Genomic DNA, 22070 nt, shown 5'->3' with positions numbered 1-22070 from the left:
CCACCGGCCCGAAGATCTCTTCCCGCGAAATGCGCATCTGATTGGTCGCCTCGGTGAACAGCGCTGGCTGCAGGTAGAAGCCGGGCGTGTCGCGCTTCATCAGCTCGCCGCCAAAGGCGAGCTTCGCGCCCTCCTGTTTGCCGATGGCGATATAGTCGGTGTCCTGGTTGAGCTGGCCCTCATCGACCACCGGGCCGATATGGGTGCCGGCCTTCAGCGCGTCGTCGATCGTCAGCCCCTTGATCCGTTCGCCCATGGCGGCCACGAAGCGGTCGTGAATGCCCTCGGTGACGATGATGCGCGACGACGCCGTGCAGCGCTGGCCGGTGGAGAAGAAGGCGGAGTTGACCGCCGCTTCGACCGCAACGGTGAGATCGGCATCGTCGAGCACGACGAAGGGGTTCTTGCCGCCCATCTCCAGCTGGTACTTGCGATTGTGCTCGACCGAGGCGAGCGCCACCCGTTTGCCGGTGCCGGTCGAGCCGGTGAAGGTGATGGCGTGCACATCCGGGCTGTCGAGCATCGCCTGGCCGACGACCGAGCCCTTGCCCATCACGAGGTTCAGGACACCCTTCGGCAGGCCGGCACGGTGGAGGATGTCGACGATGGCCCAGGAGCTGCCGGGCACCAGTTCGGCCGGCTTGAAGACGACGGTGTTGCCATAGCAAAGAGCCGGCGCGATCTTCCAGGCGGGAATGGCGATCGGGAAGTTCCAGGGCGTGATGATGCCGACGACGCCGACCGGCTCGCGGGTGATCTCGACGCCGATATTGGGTCGGGCCGACGGCAGCACTTCGCCCGCCAGTCGCAGGCATTCGCCGGCGAAGAAGTCGAAGATCTGGCCGGCACGCACGGTCTCGCCGATGCCTTCGACAAGCGTCTTGCCTTCCTCGCGCGACAACAGCCTTCCGAGCTCGTCCTTGCGGGCAAGGATCTCGTCGGCGGTCTTCCTCAGGATCGCGTGGCGCTCGAGGATGCCGGAGCGCGACCAGGTCGGGAACGCAGCCTTGGCAGCGGCGATCGCGGCGCGGGCATCGTCGGCAGACGCACGGGCATATTCGCCCACAACGTCATTGGTGTCGGACGGGTTGATGTTGGCAACCCCGTCACCGCCGACCCACTCGCCGGCAATCAGGTTCTGGTGCAATGTCATAGGTTTCGAGCCTCCTTCATAAACGCGCATGACCGTCCCTCGCGAACGGTGCGCTTAGGAGATGTGTCAGAGCTGGCGAATGGCGACCTGTTCTTCCGCAGCGATCGCTAGCGTGTTGCGGAGCGGAAGGCCGAAACCATCAGCCTCGATCTCGAACACGTCGCCTTCTTCGGTGCGGATGCCGTCGCCGAAGGACAGCGTCGCCGTACCGAACATGTGAACATGAATATCGCCCGGCTGGCGGAACAGGCCGTACTTGAAATGATGGTGCTCAAGATTGGCAAAGCTGTGCGACATGTTGGCTTCGCCCGAAAGAAACGGCTTTTCCCAAAGCACTTTGCCGCCGCGCAGGATGCGAGACATGCCGCGGATGTCCTCGGGGGCGACCCCGATGCGGATTTCCGGGCCGAAGCTCGCCTGGCGCAGCTTCGAGTGCGCCAGCCAGAGATAGTTGACCCGCTCGGTCTTGTGGTCGGAAAACTCGTTGGCGACGGCGAAACCAATACGGAACGGAACGCCCGTGTCGGAGATCACGTAGATGCCGGCCATTTCCGGCTCCTCGCCGCCATCCCCAGCAAAGGCTGGCGAAACGAGTGCCGAACCTGGCGCCACGGCTGAGGTGCCGTTGCCCTTGTAGAACCACTCCGGCTGCGCGCCGGTCTCGCCGGCCTTCGGCTTGCCGCCTTCGAGCCCCATGCGGAACATCTTCATCGAGTCCGTCAGGGTTTCCTCGGCCGCCTCGCTCGTCTTCTTGTGCATGGCGTCGCGGGTTGCGGCCGAACCAAGATGGGTGAGGCCCGTGCCGGTCAGGTGCAGATGCGCCGGATCCGGATGGGTGATCGGCGGCAGGAAACGTCCCTCCGCATAGGCCTTGTCGAGGTCGACGGCGGCGCCAAGCCCCTTGGTCTCGATCGTCTCCTTCAGGCTGCGCCCGGCATTGGCCGCTTCCATCGCCAGAGCGTAGACGCTTGCAGCACCATTGACCGCACGCGCGGTTTCACCGGGCAAACGCACCGCAACCGTTATCGATCCGTCTTCGTTCCTGATCTGCGAAATCAGCACGATCCTGTCCTTCCTGTCGTCGTTCGGGTCGCGGTCTTCGCCTTCTCAAGGCAAAAGCGTCCCCGCGGCTGGCTTTCGCCACCCAATTCCGGCGGGCCAATCCGCCGATCCTGGCAGCCGCGGCTGCCGGTGAATGTTACTGGTTCGCGTCGGGTCTTATGGCTTTCGGCTCAACCCTTGTTCTTGTTGTAGACATCGAAGAACACGGCTGCGAGGAGCACGAGGCCCTTGATCAGCTGCTGGTAATCGATGCCAATGCCCATGATCGACATGCCGTTGTTCATCACGCCCATGATGAAGGCGCCGATCACCGCGCCGATGATCTTGCCGACGCCGCCGGACGCCGAGGCGCCGCCGATGAAGCAGGCCGCAATCACGTCGAGTTCGAAGCCGACGCCGGCCTTCGGCGTTGCCGAGTTGAGGCGGGCGGTGATGATCATGCCGGCGAGTGCCGCAAGCACGCCCATGTTGACGAAGGTGTAGAAGGTCAGCCGCTCGGTGTTGATGCCCGAAAGCTTGGTCGCCTTGACGTTGCCGCCCATGGCGTAGATGCGGCGGCCGATGGTCGAGCGCGTGGTGATGAAGGTATAGAGCGCGATGAGAACGGCCATGGCGATCAGCACGTTCGGCAGGCCGCGATAGGTCGCGAGCTGGAAGCCGATGAACAACGCCACGACGGCAATAACCGCCATCTGGATCGCGAAGAAGATGAAGGGTTCGTTCTCGGTGCCGTGCTGCTCGTTGATCCGGCGGTCGCGAATGCCGGCATAGATGGCATAGGCGACGAGCGCCACGACAGCCACGAGCGCGACCAGGTTCTGAATCATTTCCGGCGCCGGATTGAGGAAATAGAGAAAGTCGGGGACGAAACCGGTCGACAGCAGCTGGAATTCCTTCGGGAACGGTCCGATCGGACGACCGCCAAGCACCACGTAGGTAAGCCCGCGGAAAACCAGCATGCCGGCAAGCGTGACGATGAACGACGGGATCTTCTGATAGGCGACCCAATAACCCTGCGCCGCACCCATGATGCCGCCGACGACGAGACAGGCGGGAATGACGACAAAGGCCGGCAGCCCCCACTTGACCAGCATGATCGCCGAGATCGCGCCGATGAAGGCGACGATCGAGCCGACCGATAGGTCGATATGGCCGGCGACGATGATCAGGAGCATGCCGAGCGCCATGATGACGATGAACGAGTTCTGCAGCACCAGGTTGGTGATGTTGACCGGCTTGAACAGCACGCCGTTGGTCACGAACTGGAAGAACAGCATGATCACCACGAGCGCGACGAGCAGGCCGTATTCGCGGATGTTGTTCTTGAGATAGTCCCCGATCGAGGGCTTGTTGTTTTGGGTGCTCGTATCGGCGACCATTAGTGTTTCTCCCCTGAACGCATGATGGCACGCATGATGGATTCCTGGCTCGCTTCCGCCTTCGAGAGCTCGGCGACGATGCGGCCCTCGTTCATGACGTAGATGCGATCGCAGGTTCCAAGCAGCTCCGGCATTTCCGATGAGATCATCAGGATGCCTTTACCCTCGGCGGCAAGCTGGTTGATGATGGTGTAGATCTCATACTTCGCGCCGATATCGATGCCGCGTGTCGGCTCGTCGAGAATGAGAACTTCCGGATTGGTGAACAGCCATTTGGACAGCACGACCTTCTGCTGGTTGCCGCCCGAGAGGTTGACCGTTTCCTGATAGATCGAGTGCGAACGGATGCGCAGCTTCGAGCGATAGTCGGAGGCGACCTTCGCTTCCTTGCGGTCGTCGATGACGCCGTTCGCGGCAACCGCCTTCAGGTTGGAGAGTGTCGTGTTCTCCTTGATGTTGTTGATCAGCACGAGGCCGAGCTGCTTGCGGTCTTCGGTGACGTAAGCGAGACCCGCATCGATCGCCCGCGGAATCGTGCTGACATCGACGGGCTTGCCGCGCATCGTCACGTCGCCGGTGATCTTGTGGCCCCAGGACTTGCCGAAGATGCTCATCGCCGTCTCGGTGCGCCCTGCCCCCATCAGCCCGGCAATGCCGACCACTTCGCCGGCGCGCACGGTGAAATTGATGTCGTGCAGGAACTGCCGGTCGCGGTGGTGCTGGTGAAAGACATTCCAGTTTTTCACCTCCAGCAGCGTCTCGCCGATCTTGGGCTCGCGCGGCGGGTAGCGGTCTTCCATAGCGCGGCCGACCATGCCTTTGATAATCCGGTCCTCGCCGACATCTTCGGTCTGACAGTCGAGCGTTTCGACGGTTCCGCCATCGCGCAGGATGGTGATTTGGTCGGCGACTTTGCGGATCTCGTTCAGCTTGTGCGAGATGATGATCGAGGTCATGCCCTGCGTGCGAAACTCCATCAGGAGCTTCAAAAGCGCATCGGAATCGGTTTCGTTGAGCGAGGCGGTCGGCTCGTCGAGGATCAAGAGCCGCACCTTCTTCGAAAGCGCCTTGGCGATCTCGACCAGTTGCTGCTTGCCGACGCCGATGTCGGTGATGAGCGTTGCCGGGCTCTCGCTGAGGCCCACCTTCTTCAGGAGCTCCTGGGTGCGGGCAAAGGTCTGCGGCCAGTGGATCACGCCGTTGCTGGCGATCTCGTTGCCGAGGAAGATGTTCTCGGCGATCGACAGCAGCGGCACCAGCGCCAGTTCCTGGTGGATGATGATGATGCCAAGGTCTTCGCTGTCGGAGATCGTCGAGAAGCGACGCGCTTCGCCACCGTAGTGGATCTCGCCTTCATAGGTGCCGGCGGGATAGACGCCGCTCAACACCTTCATCAGCGTCGACTTGCCAGCGCCGTTTTCGCCGACGAGCGCGTGGATCTCGCCTTCGCGGACCTTGAAGCTGACATTGTCCAGCGCCTTGACGCCCGGGAACGTCTTGGTGATGCCCCGCATTTCAAGAATGATATTGTCCATGTTCAGTCATTCCAGCGGCAGTCTGCGAGAGAGTACCGGCTCCGTCTTCTGGATAAAAGGGCCCGCGCGCTTGCACGGGCCCTTCCCGTTGAAAAAGATCAGTTGTTGATCTGGTCTTCGGTGTAGTAGCCCGAGCTGACGAGCACGTCCTTGACGTTGGACTTGTCGACGGCAACCGGCTTCAGCAGGTAGGACGGAACGACCTTGACGCCATTTTCATAGGTCTTGGTGTCGTTCACCTCAGGCTCCTTGCCTTCCATGATCGCGTTGACCATGCCGACCGTTACCTTGGCGAGTTCGCGCGTGTCCTTGAAGATCGACGAATACTGTTCGCCGGCAAGGATCGACTTGACCGACGGCAGCTCGGCGTCCTGGCCGGTGACAACCGGCATCGGCATGTCGCCTGAGCCGTAGCCGACGCCCTTCAGCGCCGAGATGATACCGATCGAGAGGCCGTCATAGGGCGAAAGCACGCCATCGACCTTGGCGTCGGTGTAGTTCGACGACAGCAGGTTTTCCATGCGGGCCTGGGCGACAGCACCGTCCCAACGCAGCGTGCCGACCTGGTCCATGCCCTTCTGGCCGGACTTGACGACGATCTTGCCGCTGTCGATCAGCGGCTGCAGAACCGACATCGCGCCGTCGTAGAAGAAGAAGGCGTTGTTGTCGTCAGGCGAACCACCGAAGAGCTCGATGTTCTTGGGCTCGGTTGCGCCATCGAGCTTGAGGCCCTGCACCAGCGACGTCGCCTGCTGCACGCCAACCTGGAAGTTGTCGAAGGTGGCGTAGTAGTCGACATTGCCAGAGTCACGGATCAGACGGTCATAGGCGATAACCTTGACGCCGGCGTCATGGGCCTTCTGCAGGATGTCGGAGAGCGTCGTGCCGTCGATGGCGCCGATGACCAGAACCTTGGCACCCTTGGTCACCATGTTCTCGATCTGGGCGAGCTGGTTCGGGATGTCGTCGTCAGCGAACTGCAGGTCCGGGGTGTAGCCGGCTTCCTTGAACAGCTTCTCCATCGTCTCGCCGTCGGAAATCCAGCGGGTCGACGTCTTCGTCGGCATGGAAATGCCGACCGTGCCCTTGTCCTGCGCAAATACGGGCGCAGCGAAGGACGCGATCGAAATCGCAGCGGCTGCGAGAAGCGAAGTCATCAATTTCATCAGTTCTCTCCCAAAAAAGTTGAAGCCGGCAGGCAGAGCCTTTCCGTCTATGCGCAGCAATCCGCGGACCGGGATCTCGTCTCCGGCCGCGGATCAAGGTGAAGGAGAGGCCTCCCCGCCTCGCATGCTCCTACATGCGCTGGCACATGAGCAAAAACTGGAATCAAAACATATAACTGTCAAATACAATATTACTTTGAACGCATACCAAAATTGTTATAGCACGTGCGAACAGTGTGATTTTTGAAAATATTTGAAAACCAAAAAAACCACAGGGGTTGGAAATGCGTGACCAGAAGGCAAGCGCCACCGGGACGGCCGGCGAACTCTTCGATTCAGCACTCTTTCGCTCCGGCTTGAAGATCAGCCACCTCCGGCTGATACTTGCAATTGACGACCACAGGCGCATCAGCGCCGCCGCGGAAGCCCTCGGGATTTCGCAGCCGGCAGCCTCGCGTATGCTGTCGGAAATCGAGACGATGCTGAAGGCGCCGGTCTGCGAACGCATTGCCCGTGGCGTCGAACTGACGCCTTACGGCGAAGCGCTGGCACGGCGGGCGCGCACGATCTTTCTGGAGCTTCGAGAAGCCTCGCGCGAGATCAACGAGCTCAAGACGGGCAGCGGCGGCTCGGTCTCTCTGGGTTCCGTCACCGGCCCGGCGCTCAATCTCGCCGTCCCCGCCATTCGCCAGGTGATCACCGCCTATCCCGGCATCGAGATCAACGTCCAGATCGAAAACAGCAACGTTCTGGCAAGGGAGTTGCTTGCCGCGCGCCACGATTTCATCATTGGGCGCATCCCCGACGACCAGCCGCCGCGGCTCTTCAACATGGTGGAGATCGGGTTTGAAGAAGTCTGCCTGATCGTGCGCGACGGCCATCCGCTGCTCGACAAGCCCGTGGTCGTCGCCGAGGACCTGCCCTCCTATGACTGGGTGTTCCAGCCGCCGGGCACGCTGCTCAGGCGCGCCGTCGAGGATAGTTTCGTGGCGGCCGGCGTGAGATTGCCGGCGACCGTCATCAACACCTCTTCGATCATCCTGACGTTGTCGATCGTGCGCCACACCAATGCGATCGCGCCGGTGGCCCTCGACGTCGCCAACCTGATTGCTGGCAACGGCACACCGGCCGGTGAGATCCGCATCCTCAAGACCGAGATCCCGATCCGCATCAAGCCCTATGGGCTGATCACCGCCGAGGGACGCGCACTGCCGCCGAGTGCCAAGCTGCTCTACGATCTCATCCTGAAGCAGGGCCGTGCGTGATCAGCCCGGCATGATCATGTCATCAGCCCGGGCATGATCAAGTGATCAGCCCGGGATAACCTCCGGCTGTCATGGTTTCCTTCCAAGTGGAGGCGTCATGTTCGGAATGTCGGTGTTTCAGTCGGTGCTCGAACGGCTGAAAACGGAAGAGGAAAGCGAGTTCGATGAAGAGGTCGAGGCCAGACTGGCGACGCCGCGCGCGCCGATCTTCGCCGGCGCGTTCGCTGTCGAAAGCGCTGGCCTGGCGTCTTTTGGCGCGGTCGAACGCGCCTATCTCGATGCGGCTTTCGTCGAGCCGCCTGCCCCGCCCGTCATGCCCGACTATCTCGATCGCACCAGCCTTGCCGAGGTTGCTGCGGAGCTGGCGCTTGCCGACGGCGAAACACAAATGACGCTCGCGGCAAAGCGGCGTGCCTTCGCCGCCCTGAACCATCCGGACCGCCTGCCGGCCGCCTTCCGCGCCAATGCGACCGTGCGCATGAAACTCGCCAACATGCTGATCGACGAAGCCTCGCAGCAGATACGCGCAATCAACCCGGCGGCGTGATCGTCAGCCCGCGGCGCCGTCCCCGTCGCTCTTGCCCTGCTCTTCGTCCGCGGCTTTATCCACGCTCTTCTCGCTCGGCTTATAGAAGACCAGCAGCGCTGCCGAGGCATAGGCCGTCATGGCCAGGAAGATCATGCCCCACATCGCCTGTTCGCCCAGGAACTCGACCACCGTCCAGACGGCGCAGAAGGCCACGATCAGCAGGCGGACCCATAGCGGGCGGTAAAAGGGGTGGTCCGGGTCGATGAACTTGAGCATTCTGTCCTCTGGTGGCCTTATCATGTGCTCCCCATTTACGGGATATTCATTGAAGACAGCAAGTCCAGCGGTCCTCACGCCCCTTGACGGACGCAACTAAAATGGAATAAAAATTCCGAAATAATCCACCTCGGCTACTTCATTCCAAATGAATGGACGGGCCGACTGGGTGCGGAGGTACCAAGGGAGAGGCGCCGGCGCAGCGTTCCAACACGCGATTTTTCGTGGCAATTCTCCGATCGATTCGCGGAATCAGTGTTCCGCGGCGCCTTTGCGCGATGAGCGCCGATCATCACGCCCCTTCCCGGTCGCGAGCCGGAATTCGAGAGAAACTGAGATGACAGTCAGATTTGGTCTTCTGGGCGCCGGACGCATCGGCAAGGTTCACGCGAAAGCCGTCAGCGGCAATCCGGATGCCGTGCTCGTCGCCGTTGCCGACGCCTTCCCTACCGCCGCCGAAACCATCGCCAAGCAATATGGCGGCGATGTGCGCACCATCGAGGCGATCGAAAAGGCTGACGACATCGACGCCGTCGTCATCTGCACCCCGACCGACACCCACGCCGACCTGATCGAGCGTTTCGCGCGCGCCGGCAAGGCGATCTTCTGCGAAAAGCCTGTCGATCTGGATGCCGAGCGCGTCAAGGCCTGCCTCAAGGTTGTCAACGAGACCAAGGCCAAGCTGATGGTCGGCTTCAACCGCCGCTTCGACCCGCATTTCATGGCCGTCAAAAAGGCGATCGACGCCGGCAAGATCGGCGACGTGGAAATGGTGACCATCACCTCGCGCGATCCGGGCGCCCCGCCGGTCGATTACATCAAGCGTTCGGGCGGTATCTTCCGCGACATGACGATCCATGACTTCGACATGGCCCGCTTCCTGCTCGGCGAGGAGCCGGTCTCCGTGACGGCAACCGCCGCCGTTCTCGTCGACAAGGCGATCGGCGAAGCCGGCGACTATGACAGCGTCTCGGTCATCCTGCAGACGGCTTCCGGCAAGCAGGCGATCATCTCCAACTCCCGCCGCGCCACCTATGGCTACGACCAGCGCATCGAGGTGCACGGCTCGAAGGGCGTCGTCTCGGCTGAAAACCAGCGTCCGGTCTCGATCGAGATCGCCAATGGCGAAGGCTACACCCGCCCGCCGCTGCACGACTTCTTCATGACCCGCTACACTGAAGCCTATGCCAACGAGATCGAGAGCTTCATCGCCGCGATCGAAAAGGGTGCCGAGATCACCCCGTCGGGCAAGGATGGCCTCGCCGCACTGGCGCTCGCCGACGCCGCCGTGAAGTCGGTTGTCGAGAAGCGTCAGATCAGCGTCGCCTAAGGCTACGGCCGGTAATACATCAAATGGAAAGGCCGGGCGCCACACGCCCGGCTTTTTTCATGTCACCACACTGGCAAACCGGCACCCGCGCAGGTGCCTCAGCCCTCGGCGCACACCGGCATCTTCTCCCATCGCGGTGCTCCCTGGCCGGTGCTGGGCGCAGCGCCCGGTCGGCCGGAGAGGTAACCTTGGATCTGCAGGCAGCCCTCCTCCGCCAGGATCTGCCTCTGCCGTTCGGTTTCGACGCCTTCGGTCACGACCGCGAGCCTGAGGCTATGGCCGAGCGCGATGATGGCGCGGACGATCGCCTGTGCGGAAGGGTCCCTTTCGAGGGCGGCGGTGAAGCTGCAATCAATCTTCAGCTTGTCGAAGGGGAAGGTCTGCAGGTTGCTCAGCGAAGAATGTCCGGTGCCGAAGTCGTCCATGACGATCCGGACGCCGAGGACGCGCAGGCGAACCAGCACCGCCAGCACATCCTCGCGATTGTGCATCAGCGCCGCCTCGGTGATTTCGAGCTCCAGCCGCCAGGGATCAAGGCCGGTCCGACGCAATATGCTCGCGACCTGGTCGAAGAGATTGGGCAGAAGGAACTGGACCGGCGAGATATTGACGGAAATCGGCAGCGGCTCGTTCCATTTTGCCGCCTCCGTGCAGGCCTGTTCCAGCACCCACTCGCCGATCTGGATGATCGAGCCGCTTTCCTCCGCGATCGGGATGAACACGTCAGGGCCGATCAGCCCGCGCTGCGGATGGTTCCAGCGCAGCAATGCCTCGTAGCCGATGATCCTGTCGCTCTGGACTTCGACCAGCGGCTGGTATTCTAGAAAGAACTGGCGACGAAGCACCGCATGGCGCAGGTCGTTCTCGATCTGCCGGCGGGTGCGAACCGCCTCATCCATTCCCCGGTCGAAGAAGCAGGCGATGCCCTTGCCGCTCTGCTTGGCGCGGTAGAGTGCCGTGTCGGCATTGTTGCGCAACTGATCTGCCGTCTGCCCGTCGACCGGATAGAGCGCAGCACCAATGCTGACGCCGACGGCGGTCGGATCGCGATTGGTATCCATTTCCGCGGCAAACAGCGCCAGGATGCGGTCCGTCAATTGGCGCGCCGCCGCCGGCCGCTTGCCGCCCACGTGGATGATTGCGAACTCGTCACCGCCGAGCCGGGCGACCGTGTCGTGCTCTCCGGCAGCCTGGCGCAGGATATCGGCAACCTTGCACAGGATGCGGTCGCCTTCGCCGTGGCCGAAGATATCGTTGACTGCCTTGAAGCGGTCGAGGTCGAGGCAGAGGATTGCCAACTCTTCGCCCCGCGCAGAGGCCGCCGCCAGCGTCTGGGCCAGCCTGCGGTCGAAGAAGGCGCGGTTCGGCAAATCGGTGAGCGCATCATGATGGGCCAGATGCTCGATCGTGCGCTCGGCTTCCTTCCGTGCCCTCAGGTCGCGCACGAAGATCACTTCGCATTCGCGGCCACGATACTCGATCGTCCGGCACATGAATTCCACGGGAATGGTGCGTCCATCGGCGTTGAGAAGATCGATCTCGCCGGGACCATCGCCACGCCTGTGTCCCTCGAGCCCCTCTTCGCCGAAGACGAAGATCTCCGACGGGCGACGCCCGGACAGATCGGAAAACGTCCGACCGGTGAGGCCGGAGAAACGCTCATTGGCTTCGACGATGACGCCATCGAAAACGATCGCCATGCCTTCGAGCGAGGCGTTGGCGAGCCCTCTGAGATCGGTCAGCTGCCGATCGACGAAGAGGGCGCCGAAGGCAAGCACGATCAATGTCGTGGAGGCTGCGATGACCCCGCCAGCAAGCCAGGCGGGATGAATGGTTCCGGCGACGGCCACATTGGCCTCCGGCATGAGCGCCACGCCGCTCATCGACGTGAAGTGCATGGCGCAGATTGCCAGTACCAGCAGCAAGGACGAGACGACCAGCCGCCGGATGCTGCGCAGGGCATGAAAAGCATGAAGCGCGGCACCCGCCAGCAGCGTTCCCACGACGAGCGCCGAAACAGTCGCTTGCGGATCGTAGGTTATGTGCCCGTGAATCTCGATCGCCTGCATGCCGGTGAAATGCATCGCCGCGACGCCGGCGCCAAGCACGAAGCCGCCGCAGGACATCGAGAGACGCGAACGACCACCGAGGCCGATTGCAAAGGCGACCCACGACGCGGCTATGGCGACGACCACCGACAGAGCGGTGCCCCAGAGGCCGTAAGCAACCGGCACACCACCATCATAGGCCAGCATGGCGATGAAATGCGTCGACCAGACACCGACACCGCAGGCAAAACCGCTGGCCGCGATCCAGAGGCTGCGCTGGCTACCTTCGCTTCGCCGGGCGCGCAGCAACAGCAACATCGTTGCGACGCTACCCGCCAGGCAGACGATCGCGGCGGCCACGATAAGGCGCCAGTCATGGTCATCGCGTATGCATGCAATCACTGAAAACATGAGTGTCTCCCGCGTCACGGCCACATTGACAAGGAGTCGCTAAATAACTGTAAATTGTATTACTGGAGGTGCTCACCTTCGATACAACCCCAAAAAAGGTTGCGTCAGGCGTTGCACTTCAACCGCGCATCAGGAAACGCCGGTGGCGGTAATATCGCCGTCGATCGCGCCCAGCGCCCGCTCCAGATGTCCCTCGAAGACGAGGCGTTGCTCGTCGGGCGCGACCGATATTTCGGGAGCGCCCTGAAGGCGGACCTGCATGGACTGGGCAAGTCCTTCTTCGATCCCCGGCAGCATGAGATCGAAGTAGCGGATGCCGGGCCCGGTGACGTGGACAGGCATGCGCTCGTAAAGGCTCAGCATGCGCGAGATGCCGTTGCCGAGCGCAATGCCCGCCTGGCGGAACGCGTAGCCGGCCATGCGATGTCCCTGCCGCGCGCTGGCCGCAATCTTGTCGAGCTCGGCGACGGGAACGAACTTGGCGGGGATGGTATCCGCCGGCACCTCGAAGGCGGCACGCAGAATCCCATAGAAACCGGCTGCCGCCTCGATGCAGCCATAGGCGCCGCAACGGCAGAGGCCCGCCGACGGCGCGTGCAGCATATGGCCGAAATTCGGCGCGCTGACATCCATCTCGCCGCTCTGGCTCTTGCGGGCAACGCCAAGGCCGATGCTGTGGCCGAGAGAGATCGCCGCAAGCGCCCTGAACCCGCCTTCCGGTTTGCGTTCGGCTTGTGCTGCAAGCGCCTGCGCGACCAGCAGAGTCTCATTGCTGAGCATGACTTTCGCGCGCCATTGCGGCGCAAGCAGTGCAGCGAAATCCAGCTCTTCCCGACCGAAGACCGGCGACCACAAAAGCCGCGCCGTGTCGCTGTCGACCAGCCCCTTGCTGCTGATCGAAACGGCGAGCACGCGATCCCGCTCCAGCCTTGAGCGCTGCAGCAGACGTTCGAGCGCGTCCACGAATGCGCGAGCGAAAGGGATCGTGCCGCGCTCGTCGTGGTTTCGCGATTCGTCGAAGCGGTCGAGAAGCGTGCCGCCGTAATCGATCAGCGAATATTGCACGATGTCGGAGGAGATCCTGACGACCACGAGATGGCCGTAGTCGCGCCGCGGCGTGAAGAGGACACGCGGCCGCCCGCGCCCACCCTGCACCTGGTGCTCGGCCTTGGCGAGCACCCCCGCCTTTTCCAGCTCCGCCGTGATCGCGGAAACGGTCGCCGAGGCAAGCCCCGTATTAGCAGAAATTTCCGTATGGGAGAGATTGCCGGCGCGCCTGAGCGCCGCAAGGACCAGCGCGCTGTTTTGCTGACGCACGAGCTCAGTGCTGGACTTGGTCAGCATGAGACGTCCCTGTCAGTGGCGGATCCTTCGAACACATGCCCCTCCCAAAGCATCTGTTGAGCGGCAAGACAAGGCGCCGGACGCTTTTTGTCGAAAGCCTTCTGGCACCGATTTTTTCGACGGCCGAGAAACAACGGACGCGACCGCTCGCGAAGCACCTTGTTGATGCCGCAACCACCGCATTCACGCCGTGTTGACAGCCTCAAAAATCCATGACATTCATTTTCTCGACTGTCGAGAAAATAATTCCGCACGGTGTAGCGGCACGATCTACGACAGCGTTCCAAGGCTGGCGGAGGATGGTGCGGGAGGTTCGCACGCTCGGCCGGCCCTCACTCGGGAGGATGAAATGAAATCCGTTTTAAAGCTGATGGCAGGTGTTGCCGTCATCGTTTCCCTGCATTCCGTTGCCCAGGCAAAAGACCTGGTCGTCGGCGTTTCCTGGTCCAACTTCCAGGAAGAGCGTTGGAAAACCGACGAAGCCGCCATCAAGGCAGCACTCGAAGCCTCCGGCGACAAGTACATCTCCGCTGACGCACAGTCGTCGGCCGCCAAGCAGCTGACCGACATCGAGTCGCTGATCGCCCAGGGCGCCAATGCATTGATCGTGCTTGCCCAGGACAGCGACGCCATCGGCCCGGCAATCGAAAAGGCCGCTGCCGAAGGCATCCCGGTCGTCGGCTACGACCGCCTGATCGAAAACCCGGCCGCCTTCTACATCACCTTCGACAACAAGGAAGTCGGCCGCATGCAGGCCCGCGAAGTGTTCAAGGTGAAGCCGGAAGGCAACTACGTCTTCATCAAGGGTTCTTCGGCTGACCCGAACGCCGACTTCCTCTTCTCCGGACAGATGGAAGTGCTGAAGGAAGCCGTCGATGCCGGCAAGATCAAGAATGTCGGCGAAGCCTACACGGACGGCTGGAAGCCGGAGAACGCCCAGAAGAACATGGAGCAGTTCCTGACCGCCAACGACAACAAGGTCGATGCGGTCGTCGCCTCCAACGACGGCACCGCCGGCGGCGCGATCGCGGCTCTCGATGCACAAGGCCTCGCTGGCTCGGTCCCGGTCTCCGGCCAGGACGCCGACAAGGCGGCGCTGAACCGCGTTGCCTTGGGCACGCAGACCGTCTCGGTCTGGAAGGATAGCCGTGAACTCGGCAAGCGCGCAGCAGAAGTCGCCGTCGAACTTGCCGGCGGCAAGAAGATGGAAGAAGTCGCCGGCGTCACCACCTTCAACGGCGGGCCGAAGGGCGTGGCCATGCAGTCGGTCTTCCTCGCACCGCTGCCGATCACCAAGGACAACCTGAACATCGTGATCGACGCAGGCTGGATCTCCAAGGAAGAAGCCTGCCAGGGCGTCAAGGGCGACGTCGCGGCTTGCAAATAAACCGCATCAGCAGAACTGAGCGCTGACGTCAGACAAGCGCCGCAACGCAACCCGTTGCGGCGCTTGCGCAAGGTGTGTGCCGGGCGGACAATGCCAGATGCACAACCAGCGCAGCTCAACGAAAACGCTCGATCTCTGCCGTCGCACCAGACTTGTCGCGTCGATCCCGGCTCTTGGTGCCACCTGACGCGACGACATCAACACAAAAAGTGGGGGAAGGCACGTCCATGGCCGACATCACACAAGGCAATACGCAGGGCGCACAAGCAAACCGCGCCCGCACAGCGGACGAAAACCCGGTGAAGCGCTTCTTCCGCGCCACCGAAATCGACACCCGGCTGCTCGGCATGGTCGGCGCGCTCGTCATCATCTGGATCGGCTTTCAGATCATGACCGGCGGCCTGTTCCTGACGCCGCGCAACCTGTGGAACCTGACGGTCCAGACGTCTTCCGTCGCCGTGATGGCGACCGGCATGGTGCTGATCATCGTCACCCGCAACATCGACCTTTCCGTCGGCTCCGTGCTGGGCTTCTGCGGTATGGTCATGGGCGTCATGCAGGTAAAATTCCTGCCGCAGTATCTCGGCCTGGAACATCCGGCCATCTGGATCATCACGCTTTTGAGCGGCATCGCCGTCGGTGCCGCCATCGGCGCCCTCCAGGGCTCGATCGTCGCCTTCCTCAACGTGCCCGCCTTCATCGTCACGCTCGGAGGCCTGCTCGTCTGGCGCGGCGCCACCTGGTTCGTGACCAGCGGCCAGACGGTTGCGCCGATGAATACCACCTTCCGCCTGATGGGCGGCGGCACCGAAGGCTCGATCGGCGCAACGGCAAGCTGGATCGTCGGCATCCTCGCCTGCATTGCCATCGTCGCTGCCATCCTCAATTCGCGAAAGCAGCGCAAGCGCTTCCGCTTCCCGCTGCGCCCGGTCTGGGCGGAGTACTTCCTGGCGATCCTCGGTTGTATCCTGGTGCTGGGCGCAATCACCGTCGCCAACAGCTACTACTGGCCGACCAACATCGCCCGCAAATATGCCGACGCCAACGGCATCGCCTGGCCGGAAGGCGGACTGCAGATCTCGCATGGCATCGCCATTCCGGTTCTCGTCGCCATCGCCGTCGGCATCGTCATGACCTTCATCGCCACGCGGCTGCGCTTCGGCCGCTACGTCTTCGCGCTCGGCGGCAACCCGGAAGCAGCCGAACTTGCCGGCATCAAGACGCGCTGGGTCACCGTCAAGATCTTCACACTGATGGGCATTCTGTGCGCCATTGCCGCGGCGATCTCAACCGCCCGCCTCAATGCGGCGACCAATGCGCAGGGCGAGCTCGACGAGCTCTACACGATCGCCGCCGCGGTCATCGGCGGCACCTCGCTTGCCGGCGGCGTCGGCACGATTGCCGGCGCGATGATCGGCGCGCTCGTCATGCAATCACTACAGTCCGGCATGGTGCTCCTGGGGATCGACAGTCCGTTCCAGCGCATCGTCGTCGGCGTGGTTCTCGTCGTCGCCGTCTGGCTCGACACCATCTACCGCGCCCGCGCCAAGTAAGGAGTACGATCCATGAAAGACCAACGCACTCCGCTCGTGGAAATGAAGAACATTTCCATCTCCTTCGGCGGCATCCACGCGGTGGACAACGCCTCCGTCGATCTCTACCCCGGCGAGGTCGTGGCGCTGCTCGGCCACAACGGCGCCGGCAAGTCGACCCTGATCAAGATCCTCTCGGGCGCCTACAAGCGCGATGCCGGCGAGATCCTGATCAATGGCGAGGCTGCGGACATCAACAACCCGCGCGACGCCAAGAAATACGGTATCGAGACGATCTACCAGACGCTCGCCGTCGCCGACAATGTCGACGCCGCCGCCAATCTCTATCTCGGCCGTGAGCTGCGCACCCCCTGGGGCACGCTCGACGACGTGGCGATGGAGGCCAAGGCCCGCGAAGTCATGGGGCGTCTCAATCCCAACTTCCAACGCTTCAAGGAACCGGTGAAGGCGCTTTCCGGCGGCCAGCGGCAATCGGTGGCGATCGCGCGCGCGATCCTCTTCGATGCCCGCATCCTGATCATGGACGAGCCGACGGCAGCGCTCGGGCCACAGGAAACCGCCCAGGTCGGTGACCTCATCAAGCAACTGAAGCGCGAAGGAATCGGCATCTTCCTGATCAGCCACGACATCCACGACGTCTTCGACCTCGCCGACCGCGTCTCGGTGATGAAGAACGGCCAGGTCGTCGGCCAGGCCCGCACCGAAGACGTGACCAAGGACGAGGTGCTCGGCATGATCATCATGGGCAAGGTACCGCCGAAAGCGATCCCCGGCCCCGGCGCCATGCAGGTGGCGTGACCCCTCACTCGGCGGCGGGCCTAACCGGCCCGCCGCCGAGCACGTTTGTCGACCGGCAGAGACAGGGCAAGCAGTTGCATTTTCAGCAACAACCGCAAATTCCCCTGCGAACTCCGCCTTTTCACCATTGATGCGGCGCCAAAGCTAAGCTATGAACCGCTCACAGCCTGCTTCGGCGGCCCTGCCGCCAACGGATGCACCCGTAGCTCAGCTGGATAGAGTGTTGGATTCCGATTCCAAAGGTCACAGGTTCGAATCCTGTCGGGTGCGCCATCTAGTTGCCGTCTCTCAGCTTCACCGCCACGTTTTCGGTCCTTGGCTTTTACGCGGGCCGGTATCACCAAGCGTTGCCCTTTGTGAGACCCGCTGCTCGCCGGGTAAGCCTGCGTTTCAGCGCGACATCCCCGCACGTAAAGAAGCGAAGGTCTATTGCCAAATAAAGGTTCCGAATAGTCGCGAGGCACCACGCGATCAGAGCGCGTCGCGTTCCGTGCGCAGATTGGAGACGACGCGGCGGTTCTGCACCTTGCAGGAGCGCTCCGTGCAGTCGCGCACCTCGCGGTCGTTTCCATACCCCTTGGCCCACATGCGGTTGGGGTCCACGCCCTTCGAGGCAAGATAGGCCATCGCCGCATCGGCGCGCTGCTGCGACAACGTCGCCATCTTTGATGCGGATCCGCTGTCGTCGGAAAAGCCCTGCAGCTTGACGAGCCAGCGCGGGTTGCTGTTGAGCCAGATCGCCTGCTTGTCCAAGGTTGCCTTGGCGACGGTATCGAGCGTGGCCGAGTCCTGGGTGAAATAGGTCCGGCGGCCGACATTGAGGATGAAATCCTCTTCGCTGCCGGCCGAGACAGTCTCGAAGCCGGGCGCCGGATCGTCGGTTTTTCCGGTCATCGGCACCGCGGCCGGTTCTTCGACCGCGGCGATCTCGGTGGTGTTGCAGGCGGTCAGCGTCAGCAGAATGGCCGCAGCAGAAAGCAGCCTCGTATATCCGAGCATAGCGGGCATCGGGGTGGTATTCCTCATTCGACCTGGGTTGCGACCGGGGTTGCTTGGCTGACCTCGGGGGCCTTGTCGGCAATGTGCGGCAGGACTTGCACGGCGGTGCCGATGGGGCAGCGCTGATAAAGATCGATCGCGTCCTCGTTGAACATGCGGATGCAGCCGCTGGAGGCATCCTTGCCGATGCTGCCCGGCTCCAGCGTACCGTGGAAGCGATAGCCGGTATCGACGCCATCACGAAGCAGGTACATGGCGCGCGGGCCAAGCGGGTTCTTCGGCGAGCCTCCCTCGACGAACTCAGGCAGTTCGGGGTGACGCTCGCGCATTTCCGGCGGCGGCGTCCAGCGCGGCCAGAGCGATTTGCGATCGATCGTAGCGCGGCCATACCATTTGAAGCCCTCGCGTCCGACGCCGACGCCATAGCGGATGGCTGTCTTGTTCTCCATGATTAGGTAGAGAAAATGGTGCCTGGTATCCACGACGACCGTGCCGATCGGCTCGGTGCTGAAATACTTGACGACCTGACGCTGCCATTTCCTGTCGATCTTGGCGAAATTCGTGCTTCGGTAGGTCACGCCATTGTCGACCGCGGGGTCGGAAAAATAGGACGTCGCGGCAGCGAAGGCCGGTTTCTGGGCTGCGCCGGCGCTAAGCAGCGCCAAACCACCAAGCATAATATCCCTGCGGGTGCATTCCATCGGCAATATCCCCCGAAAAGCCAAGCAGCGAGCCGCAGTAAATCAGATTTTTCATTTGCCACAACGGAAAATTATCAGGCACCGATTCTTTCAATGACTGTTTTGCAAGAAGCGTTTCGCCGACAGTTGCAGAACTATCAGGCGATTTTTCCTGCTCTGCAGGTCTAGAGGATAGGATCTATCACCGGATCGGCCGCCCCCGCGAGCAGCACCGGCAAGTGACGCTTGTGAAGCGCCATAATCGATTGGCTCTTCTCAGTAGTCGCAACAATGGCACATTGGTTATTGTCGAATTTTACAACATCGGATGACGACATTTGGGCGAACATACCCTCGCGGCATCTTGGAACCAAGGCAGCGGTTGTCGATCACGTCACCTGCAACAGGCTCGTTGACGAGCGCGGTCCTAAAGCCTGTCGCGCAAAAGTGCACAGCGGTTTTGCGATAACGACACGCGAAATATCAGAAACTTAAAGCGCAAGGAGCGAATCTGAAAGATCGCGACGCGCTTTAGTTGGCCCTGATGTCCCGCGCCTGGCCCGATTCTCTCAGCTCTTCGACCGTCTTGCCGAGGCAGCTTCCGCCCTGTTCTGTGCCTACGGCCTTCGCCCCTCCGCCCAGGGTAATCGTCCCGGCGAAGTTGTCCGAGGCCAAGTAGGTCGCCGTGCCATCGGCCGTTAGCTTCGACAGGTAAAAGGCATGCTGCGTGCCCTTGTATTCGCAGGCGACAGCGAACGGAAACTGATCGAACAGATTGCCCTCCGCGAGGGCAACGGATCCGAAAGCCTGAGCGCTGGCCGCAACCAGCAGCGGTGTCAGAGACTTGGACATATTCGTAGAGCGTATGCGCACCATCGATCCCCCCAACCCGGTATAGATAAGGTGTCCGTCGAACATGATGGTGACGCCAAGCTCCCGCTTTGACAAGCCCGACAGGCTGCATTCGAACTCGGCAATGCTCGACCGCTGGTTGGCGGTCATCTCCGACCCAGGAGAACGGCGCGCGAACGCTGCCCCGGCGAACCGCCGGCTTGGCAAATTCTCTGAGCGGCCGTCAGGCCGGGTGGCTGAAGCGGGCGATCTGCGCACCCTTCATCAGGTTGCGGAAGTTCGATCCGCTCATGTGCACCAGCGTCCTGTGGTCGCCGCCCTCGAAGTAGACGTCGTTTACGTCGCCCAGACTTTCGTCGAGCAACACCGGCACGTCATAGGCCGAGCCTATCGGCGGCACCGCGCCGATATCGCAATCGGCGAAGAGGTTGCAGACTTCCTCTTCCGAAGCGAGACCGAGGCGCCGGTCCATCACGTCCTGCAAGGTGGAGAGCTCAACCCGGTGCGTGCTCGGCACAACGGCAAGCACGTACCCCATCTCGTGGTGGACGACCACGGACTTGGCAAGCCTGCTGCCGGGCACATGTGCCGCTCTCGCCGTCTGGCTGGTGGTGGCTGTGCGGTGATGGGCGACGGTGTCATAGGCGACACCCGCACCATCGATATAGTCTTGTAGTTTTCTGGCGATCGTCATCGTCGACACCCCTTCTTCCGTGGTGGCGCGGAAAGGTTATTGTCCTCCCATCCACCACGAAGTCAACGACGGACGGGACCGACGATCAGCGCTCGTCCTTCAGCATAGCAAAGGCCTGGTCACGCGCCGACATCTGGGCGACCGGCAGCGGCCAGGCGATCGCGAGCCGCGGATCCAGGGCATTGAGCCCGCCCTCGGCATCGGGCGCATAGGGTTTGTCGTGCAAATAAATCAGCTCACAATCAGCGGAAAGCGTCTGGAATCCATGCGCGAAACCACCGGGGATCATCATCGACCGGCCGTTCTCGGCGCTCAGCACCTCGCCATGCCACTGAAGATAGGTCGGAGAGTCCGGCCGCATATCGACGGCGACATCGAAGATTTTGCCCGCGAGACAGGAGACAAATTTCGTCTCGTCATGCGGCGCGCGCTGGAAATGCATGCCGCGAACCGTGCCTGCCACCCGCGTAAGCGTATGATTGATCTGGGCAATAGAGCCGCCGGCGCCAAAATCGGCGAGTTCCTCGCGGCAGAAGAAACGTGAAAAGAAGCCGCGATCGTCGCCAAAGCGCTGGCGTTCGACAACAATGAGACCCGACAGGGGTGTAGGAATACGGTCAAAACGCGACATTGAAACTTCCACGAGTGAGCGAGGCGCCCCCGCATTCCCCCCTTAAGAAACCGGCCTTGACCGTATTTGCAATTATCGACATGAAAGCGTTCACAGGAAAGCGTTACGAATCGACGAGGCTGCAAGATCGCGAATCGTGACCTGCGGCGTATCCGAATAAAGGGTAGCAGTTATGGCAGCAGCAGACGATCGTCTCGCATTCGAGGCTCACAAGAAGGAAATGTCGCTCGCGCTCGGCAAGGACGAGGACGCCTTTCGCCAGTCGCTCGAGACATTGGTGACGCTCGACAAATACGACTATGCCTATCTCTGGTCGTTCATGGGCGTGCCGATCATCCAGATGCCGGCCGATGTCATGGCGACCCAGGAAGTGATCTGGAACACCAAGCCGGACGTCATCATCGAAACGGGCGTCGCCCGCGGCGGTTCGGTGATCTTCATGGCCGCGATGCTGCAACTGATCGGCAAGGGCAAGGTCATCGGCGTCGATATCGACATCCGTGCGCACAATCGGGATTCGATCGAAAAGCATCCGATGTCATCGCGTATTACGCTGATCGAAGGTCCGTCGACGACCGCCGAGACGCTGGCAAAGGTGAAGGCGGAAATTCCTGAGGGCGCCTCGGTCATGGTCGTGCTCGACAGCGACCACAGCCGCGACCACGTGCTGGATGAACTGCGCACCTATGGCCCGCTGGTCACCGAAGGTCAGTACATGGTTGTTGCAGATACGGTCCTTGGATGGGCCGATTCATCGCAAACACCCACCAAACGCTCGAAAATCTGGCGCGCCGGTGACGAGCCCTATGCGGCGCTCAAGGCGTACATGGAAGAATCGACCCGCTTCGAGACCGATGAGGCCTTGAACGGCAAGCTCGTCCTTTCAAGCTCGCCGCGCGGCTATCTGCGCTGCATCGAAAAGTAGGGGCACGAAAAGAGCGGCTCGACCAGGCCTTCGTGCCGCTCGCCAACTCTCGA

20 protein-coding genes and 1 tRNA gene are annotated in these 22070 nt (G+C 62.0%); 8 read left to right on the top strand and 13 right to left on the bottom strand.

The annotated features are described in order from the left end of the window. The 5 genes from BLU35_RS25075 to chvE form a co-directional block, all read right to left on the bottom strand. Positions 1 to 1153 (bottom strand): aldehyde dehydrogenase family protein (locus tag BLU35_RS25075; RefSeq protein ID WP_093234924.1); only part of this gene is annotated, 1153 nt, incomplete at its 3' end. A gap of 66 nt (positions 1154 to 1219) precedes the next feature. Beyond that, a complete protein-coding gene (gene araD1 / locus BLU35_RS25070) occupies positions 1220 to 2215 on the bottom strand; it encodes an AraD1 family protein (RefSeq protein WP_093234923.1) in 996 nt (331 codons plus the stop codon). A 170-nt stretch (positions 2216 to 2385) separates the two neighbouring features. Further along, positions 2386 to 3594 (bottom strand): multiple monosaccharide ABC transporter permease, encoded by a 1209-nt coding sequence (gene mmsB / locus BLU35_RS25065; RefSeq protein WP_093234922.1) that lies wholly within the window; start codon positions 3592 to 3594, stop codon positions 2386 to 2388. After that, entirely contained in the window at positions 3594 to 5129 is a 1536-nt protein-coding gene (gene mmsA, locus BLU35_RS25060; protein ID WP_093234921.1) for a multiple monosaccharide ABC transporter ATP-binding protein, read from the bottom strand. The genes mmsB and mmsA overlap by 1 nt, the downstream gene beginning before the upstream one ends. 98 nt (positions 5130 to 5227) lie before the next feature. After that, a complete protein-coding gene (gene chvE / locus BLU35_RS25055) occupies positions 5228 to 6295 on the bottom strand; it encodes a multiple monosaccharide ABC transporter substrate-binding protein (RefSeq protein ID WP_057249117.1) in 1068 nt (355 codons plus the stop codon). Positions 6296 to 6579: 284 nt separating this feature from the next. Here chvE and BLU35_RS25050 point away from each other — a divergent pair, with 284 nt between their 5' ends. Together BLU35_RS25050 and BLU35_RS25045 are read left to right on the top strand one after the other, a co-directional pair. Further along, positions 6580 to 7560, top strand: a complete 981-nt coding sequence (locus tag BLU35_RS25050) for a LysR family transcriptional regulator (protein WP_058326420.1) — start codon at positions 6580 to 6582, stop codon at positions 7558 to 7560. A 97-nt stretch (positions 7561 to 7657) separates the two neighbouring features. After that, positions 7658 to 8107 carry a hypothetical protein gene (locus BLU35_RS25045; protein WP_093234920.1) on the top strand — a complete coding sequence of 150 codons (450 nt, stop codon included), beginning with the start codon at positions 7658 to 7660 and terminating at the stop codon, positions 8105 to 8107. A gap of 3 nt (positions 8108 to 8110) precedes the next feature. On the opposite strand, the gene BLU35_RS25040 is transcribed toward BLU35_RS25045, so the two are convergent. Beyond that, positions 8111 to 8365: a hypothetical protein gene (locus BLU35_RS25040; protein ID WP_057249114.1), complete on the bottom strand. Its 255-nt coding sequence runs from the start codon at positions 8363 to 8365 to the stop codon at positions 8111 to 8113. A gap of 337 nt (positions 8366 to 8702) precedes the next feature. Between BLU35_RS25040 and iolG the strand changes: the two genes are divergently transcribed. After that, positions 8703 to 9695, top strand: coding sequence for an inositol 2-dehydrogenase (gene iolG / locus BLU35_RS25035; RefSeq protein ID WP_093234919.1), 993 nt, complete (start codon positions 8703 to 8705; stop codon positions 9693 to 9695). Positions 9696 to 9793: 98 nt separating this feature from the next. Here iolG and BLU35_RS25030 read toward each other — a convergent pair whose 3' ends face one another. Further along, positions 9794 to 12154 (bottom strand): bifunctional diguanylate cyclase/phosphodiesterase, encoded by a 2361-nt coding sequence (locus BLU35_RS25030; protein ID WP_093234918.1) that lies wholly within the window; start codon positions 12152 to 12154, stop codon positions 9794 to 9796. Positions 12155 to 12283: 129 nt separating this feature from the next. After that, positions 12284 to 13498 (bottom strand): ROK family transcriptional regulator, encoded by a 1215-nt coding sequence (locus BLU35_RS25025; RefSeq protein ID WP_093234917.1) that lies wholly within the window; start codon positions 13496 to 13498, stop codon positions 12284 to 12286. Positions 13499 to 13847: 349 nt separating this feature from the next. Between BLU35_RS25025 and xylF the strand changes: the two genes are divergently transcribed. From xylF to BLU35_RS25005, 4 genes are all read left to right on the top strand, one after another. After that, positions 13848 to 14885 (top strand): D-xylose ABC transporter substrate-binding protein, encoded by a 1038-nt coding sequence (xylF, locus tag BLU35_RS25020; protein ID WP_093234916.1) that lies wholly within the window; start codon positions 13848 to 13850, stop codon positions 14883 to 14885. Positions 14886 to 15112: 227 nt separating this feature from the next. Beyond that, a complete protein-coding gene (locus BLU35_RS25015; RefSeq protein ID WP_057249109.1) occupies positions 15113 to 16438 on the top strand; it encodes a sugar ABC transporter permease in 1326 nt (441 codons plus the stop codon). 12 nt (positions 16439 to 16450) lie between these two features. After that, positions 16451 to 17236, top strand: coding sequence for an ATP-binding cassette domain-containing protein (locus tag BLU35_RS25010; RefSeq protein WP_034793927.1), 786 nt, complete (start codon positions 16451 to 16453; stop codon positions 17234 to 17236). Between the two features lie 196 nt (positions 17237 to 17432). Then, positions 17433 to 17509: transfer RNA gene (locus BLU35_RS25005), tRNA-Arg, on the top strand. 198 nt (positions 17510 to 17707) lie between these two features. Here the strand turns inward: BLU35_RS25005 and BLU35_RS25000 are convergent. From BLU35_RS25000 to rfbC, 5 genes are all read right to left on the bottom strand, one after another. Then, complete coding sequence (locus BLU35_RS25000; RefSeq protein ID WP_093234915.1) at positions 17708 to 18262, bottom strand: OmpA family protein; 555 nt, start codon at positions 18260 to 18262, stop codon at positions 17708 to 17710. After that, positions 18259 to 18936: a L,D-transpeptidase gene (locus tag BLU35_RS24995; RefSeq protein ID WP_093234914.1), complete on the bottom strand. Its 678-nt coding sequence runs from the start codon at positions 18934 to 18936 to the stop codon at positions 18259 to 18261. Before BLU35_RS24995 ends, BLU35_RS25000 begins: the two co-directional genes overlap by 4 nt. A gap of 510 nt (positions 18937 to 19446) precedes the next feature. Next, entirely contained in the window at positions 19447 to 19917 is a 471-nt protein-coding gene (locus BLU35_RS24990) for a hypothetical protein (protein WP_353615045.1), read from the bottom strand. Between the two features lie 73 nt (positions 19918 to 19990). Then, positions 19991 to 20461: an aminoacyl-tRNA deacylase gene (locus BLU35_RS24985; protein ID WP_057249136.1), complete on the bottom strand. Its 471-nt coding sequence runs from the start codon at positions 20459 to 20461 to the stop codon at positions 19991 to 19993. An 85-nt stretch (positions 20462 to 20546) separates the two neighbouring features. Beyond that, complete coding sequence (gene rfbC, locus BLU35_RS24980; protein ID WP_093234913.1) at positions 20547 to 21092, bottom strand: dTDP-4-dehydrorhamnose 3,5-epimerase; 546 nt, start codon at positions 21090 to 21092, stop codon at positions 20547 to 20549. A 172-nt stretch (positions 21093 to 21264) separates the two neighbouring features. Between rfbC and BLU35_RS24975 the strand changes: the two genes are divergently transcribed. After that, a complete protein-coding gene (locus tag BLU35_RS24975; protein ID WP_093234912.1) occupies positions 21265 to 22017 on the top strand; it encodes a cephalosporin hydroxylase family protein in 753 nt (250 codons plus the stop codon). The last annotated feature ends 53 nt before the right edge of the window (positions 22018 to 22070 follow it).

The organism is Sinorhizobium sp. NFACC03 (assembly GCF_900103435.1).
GTDB lineage: Bacteria > Pseudomonadota > Alphaproteobacteria > Rhizobiales > Rhizobiaceae > Ensifer.
This window is presented reverse-complemented; position numbering and strand designations above follow the sequence as displayed.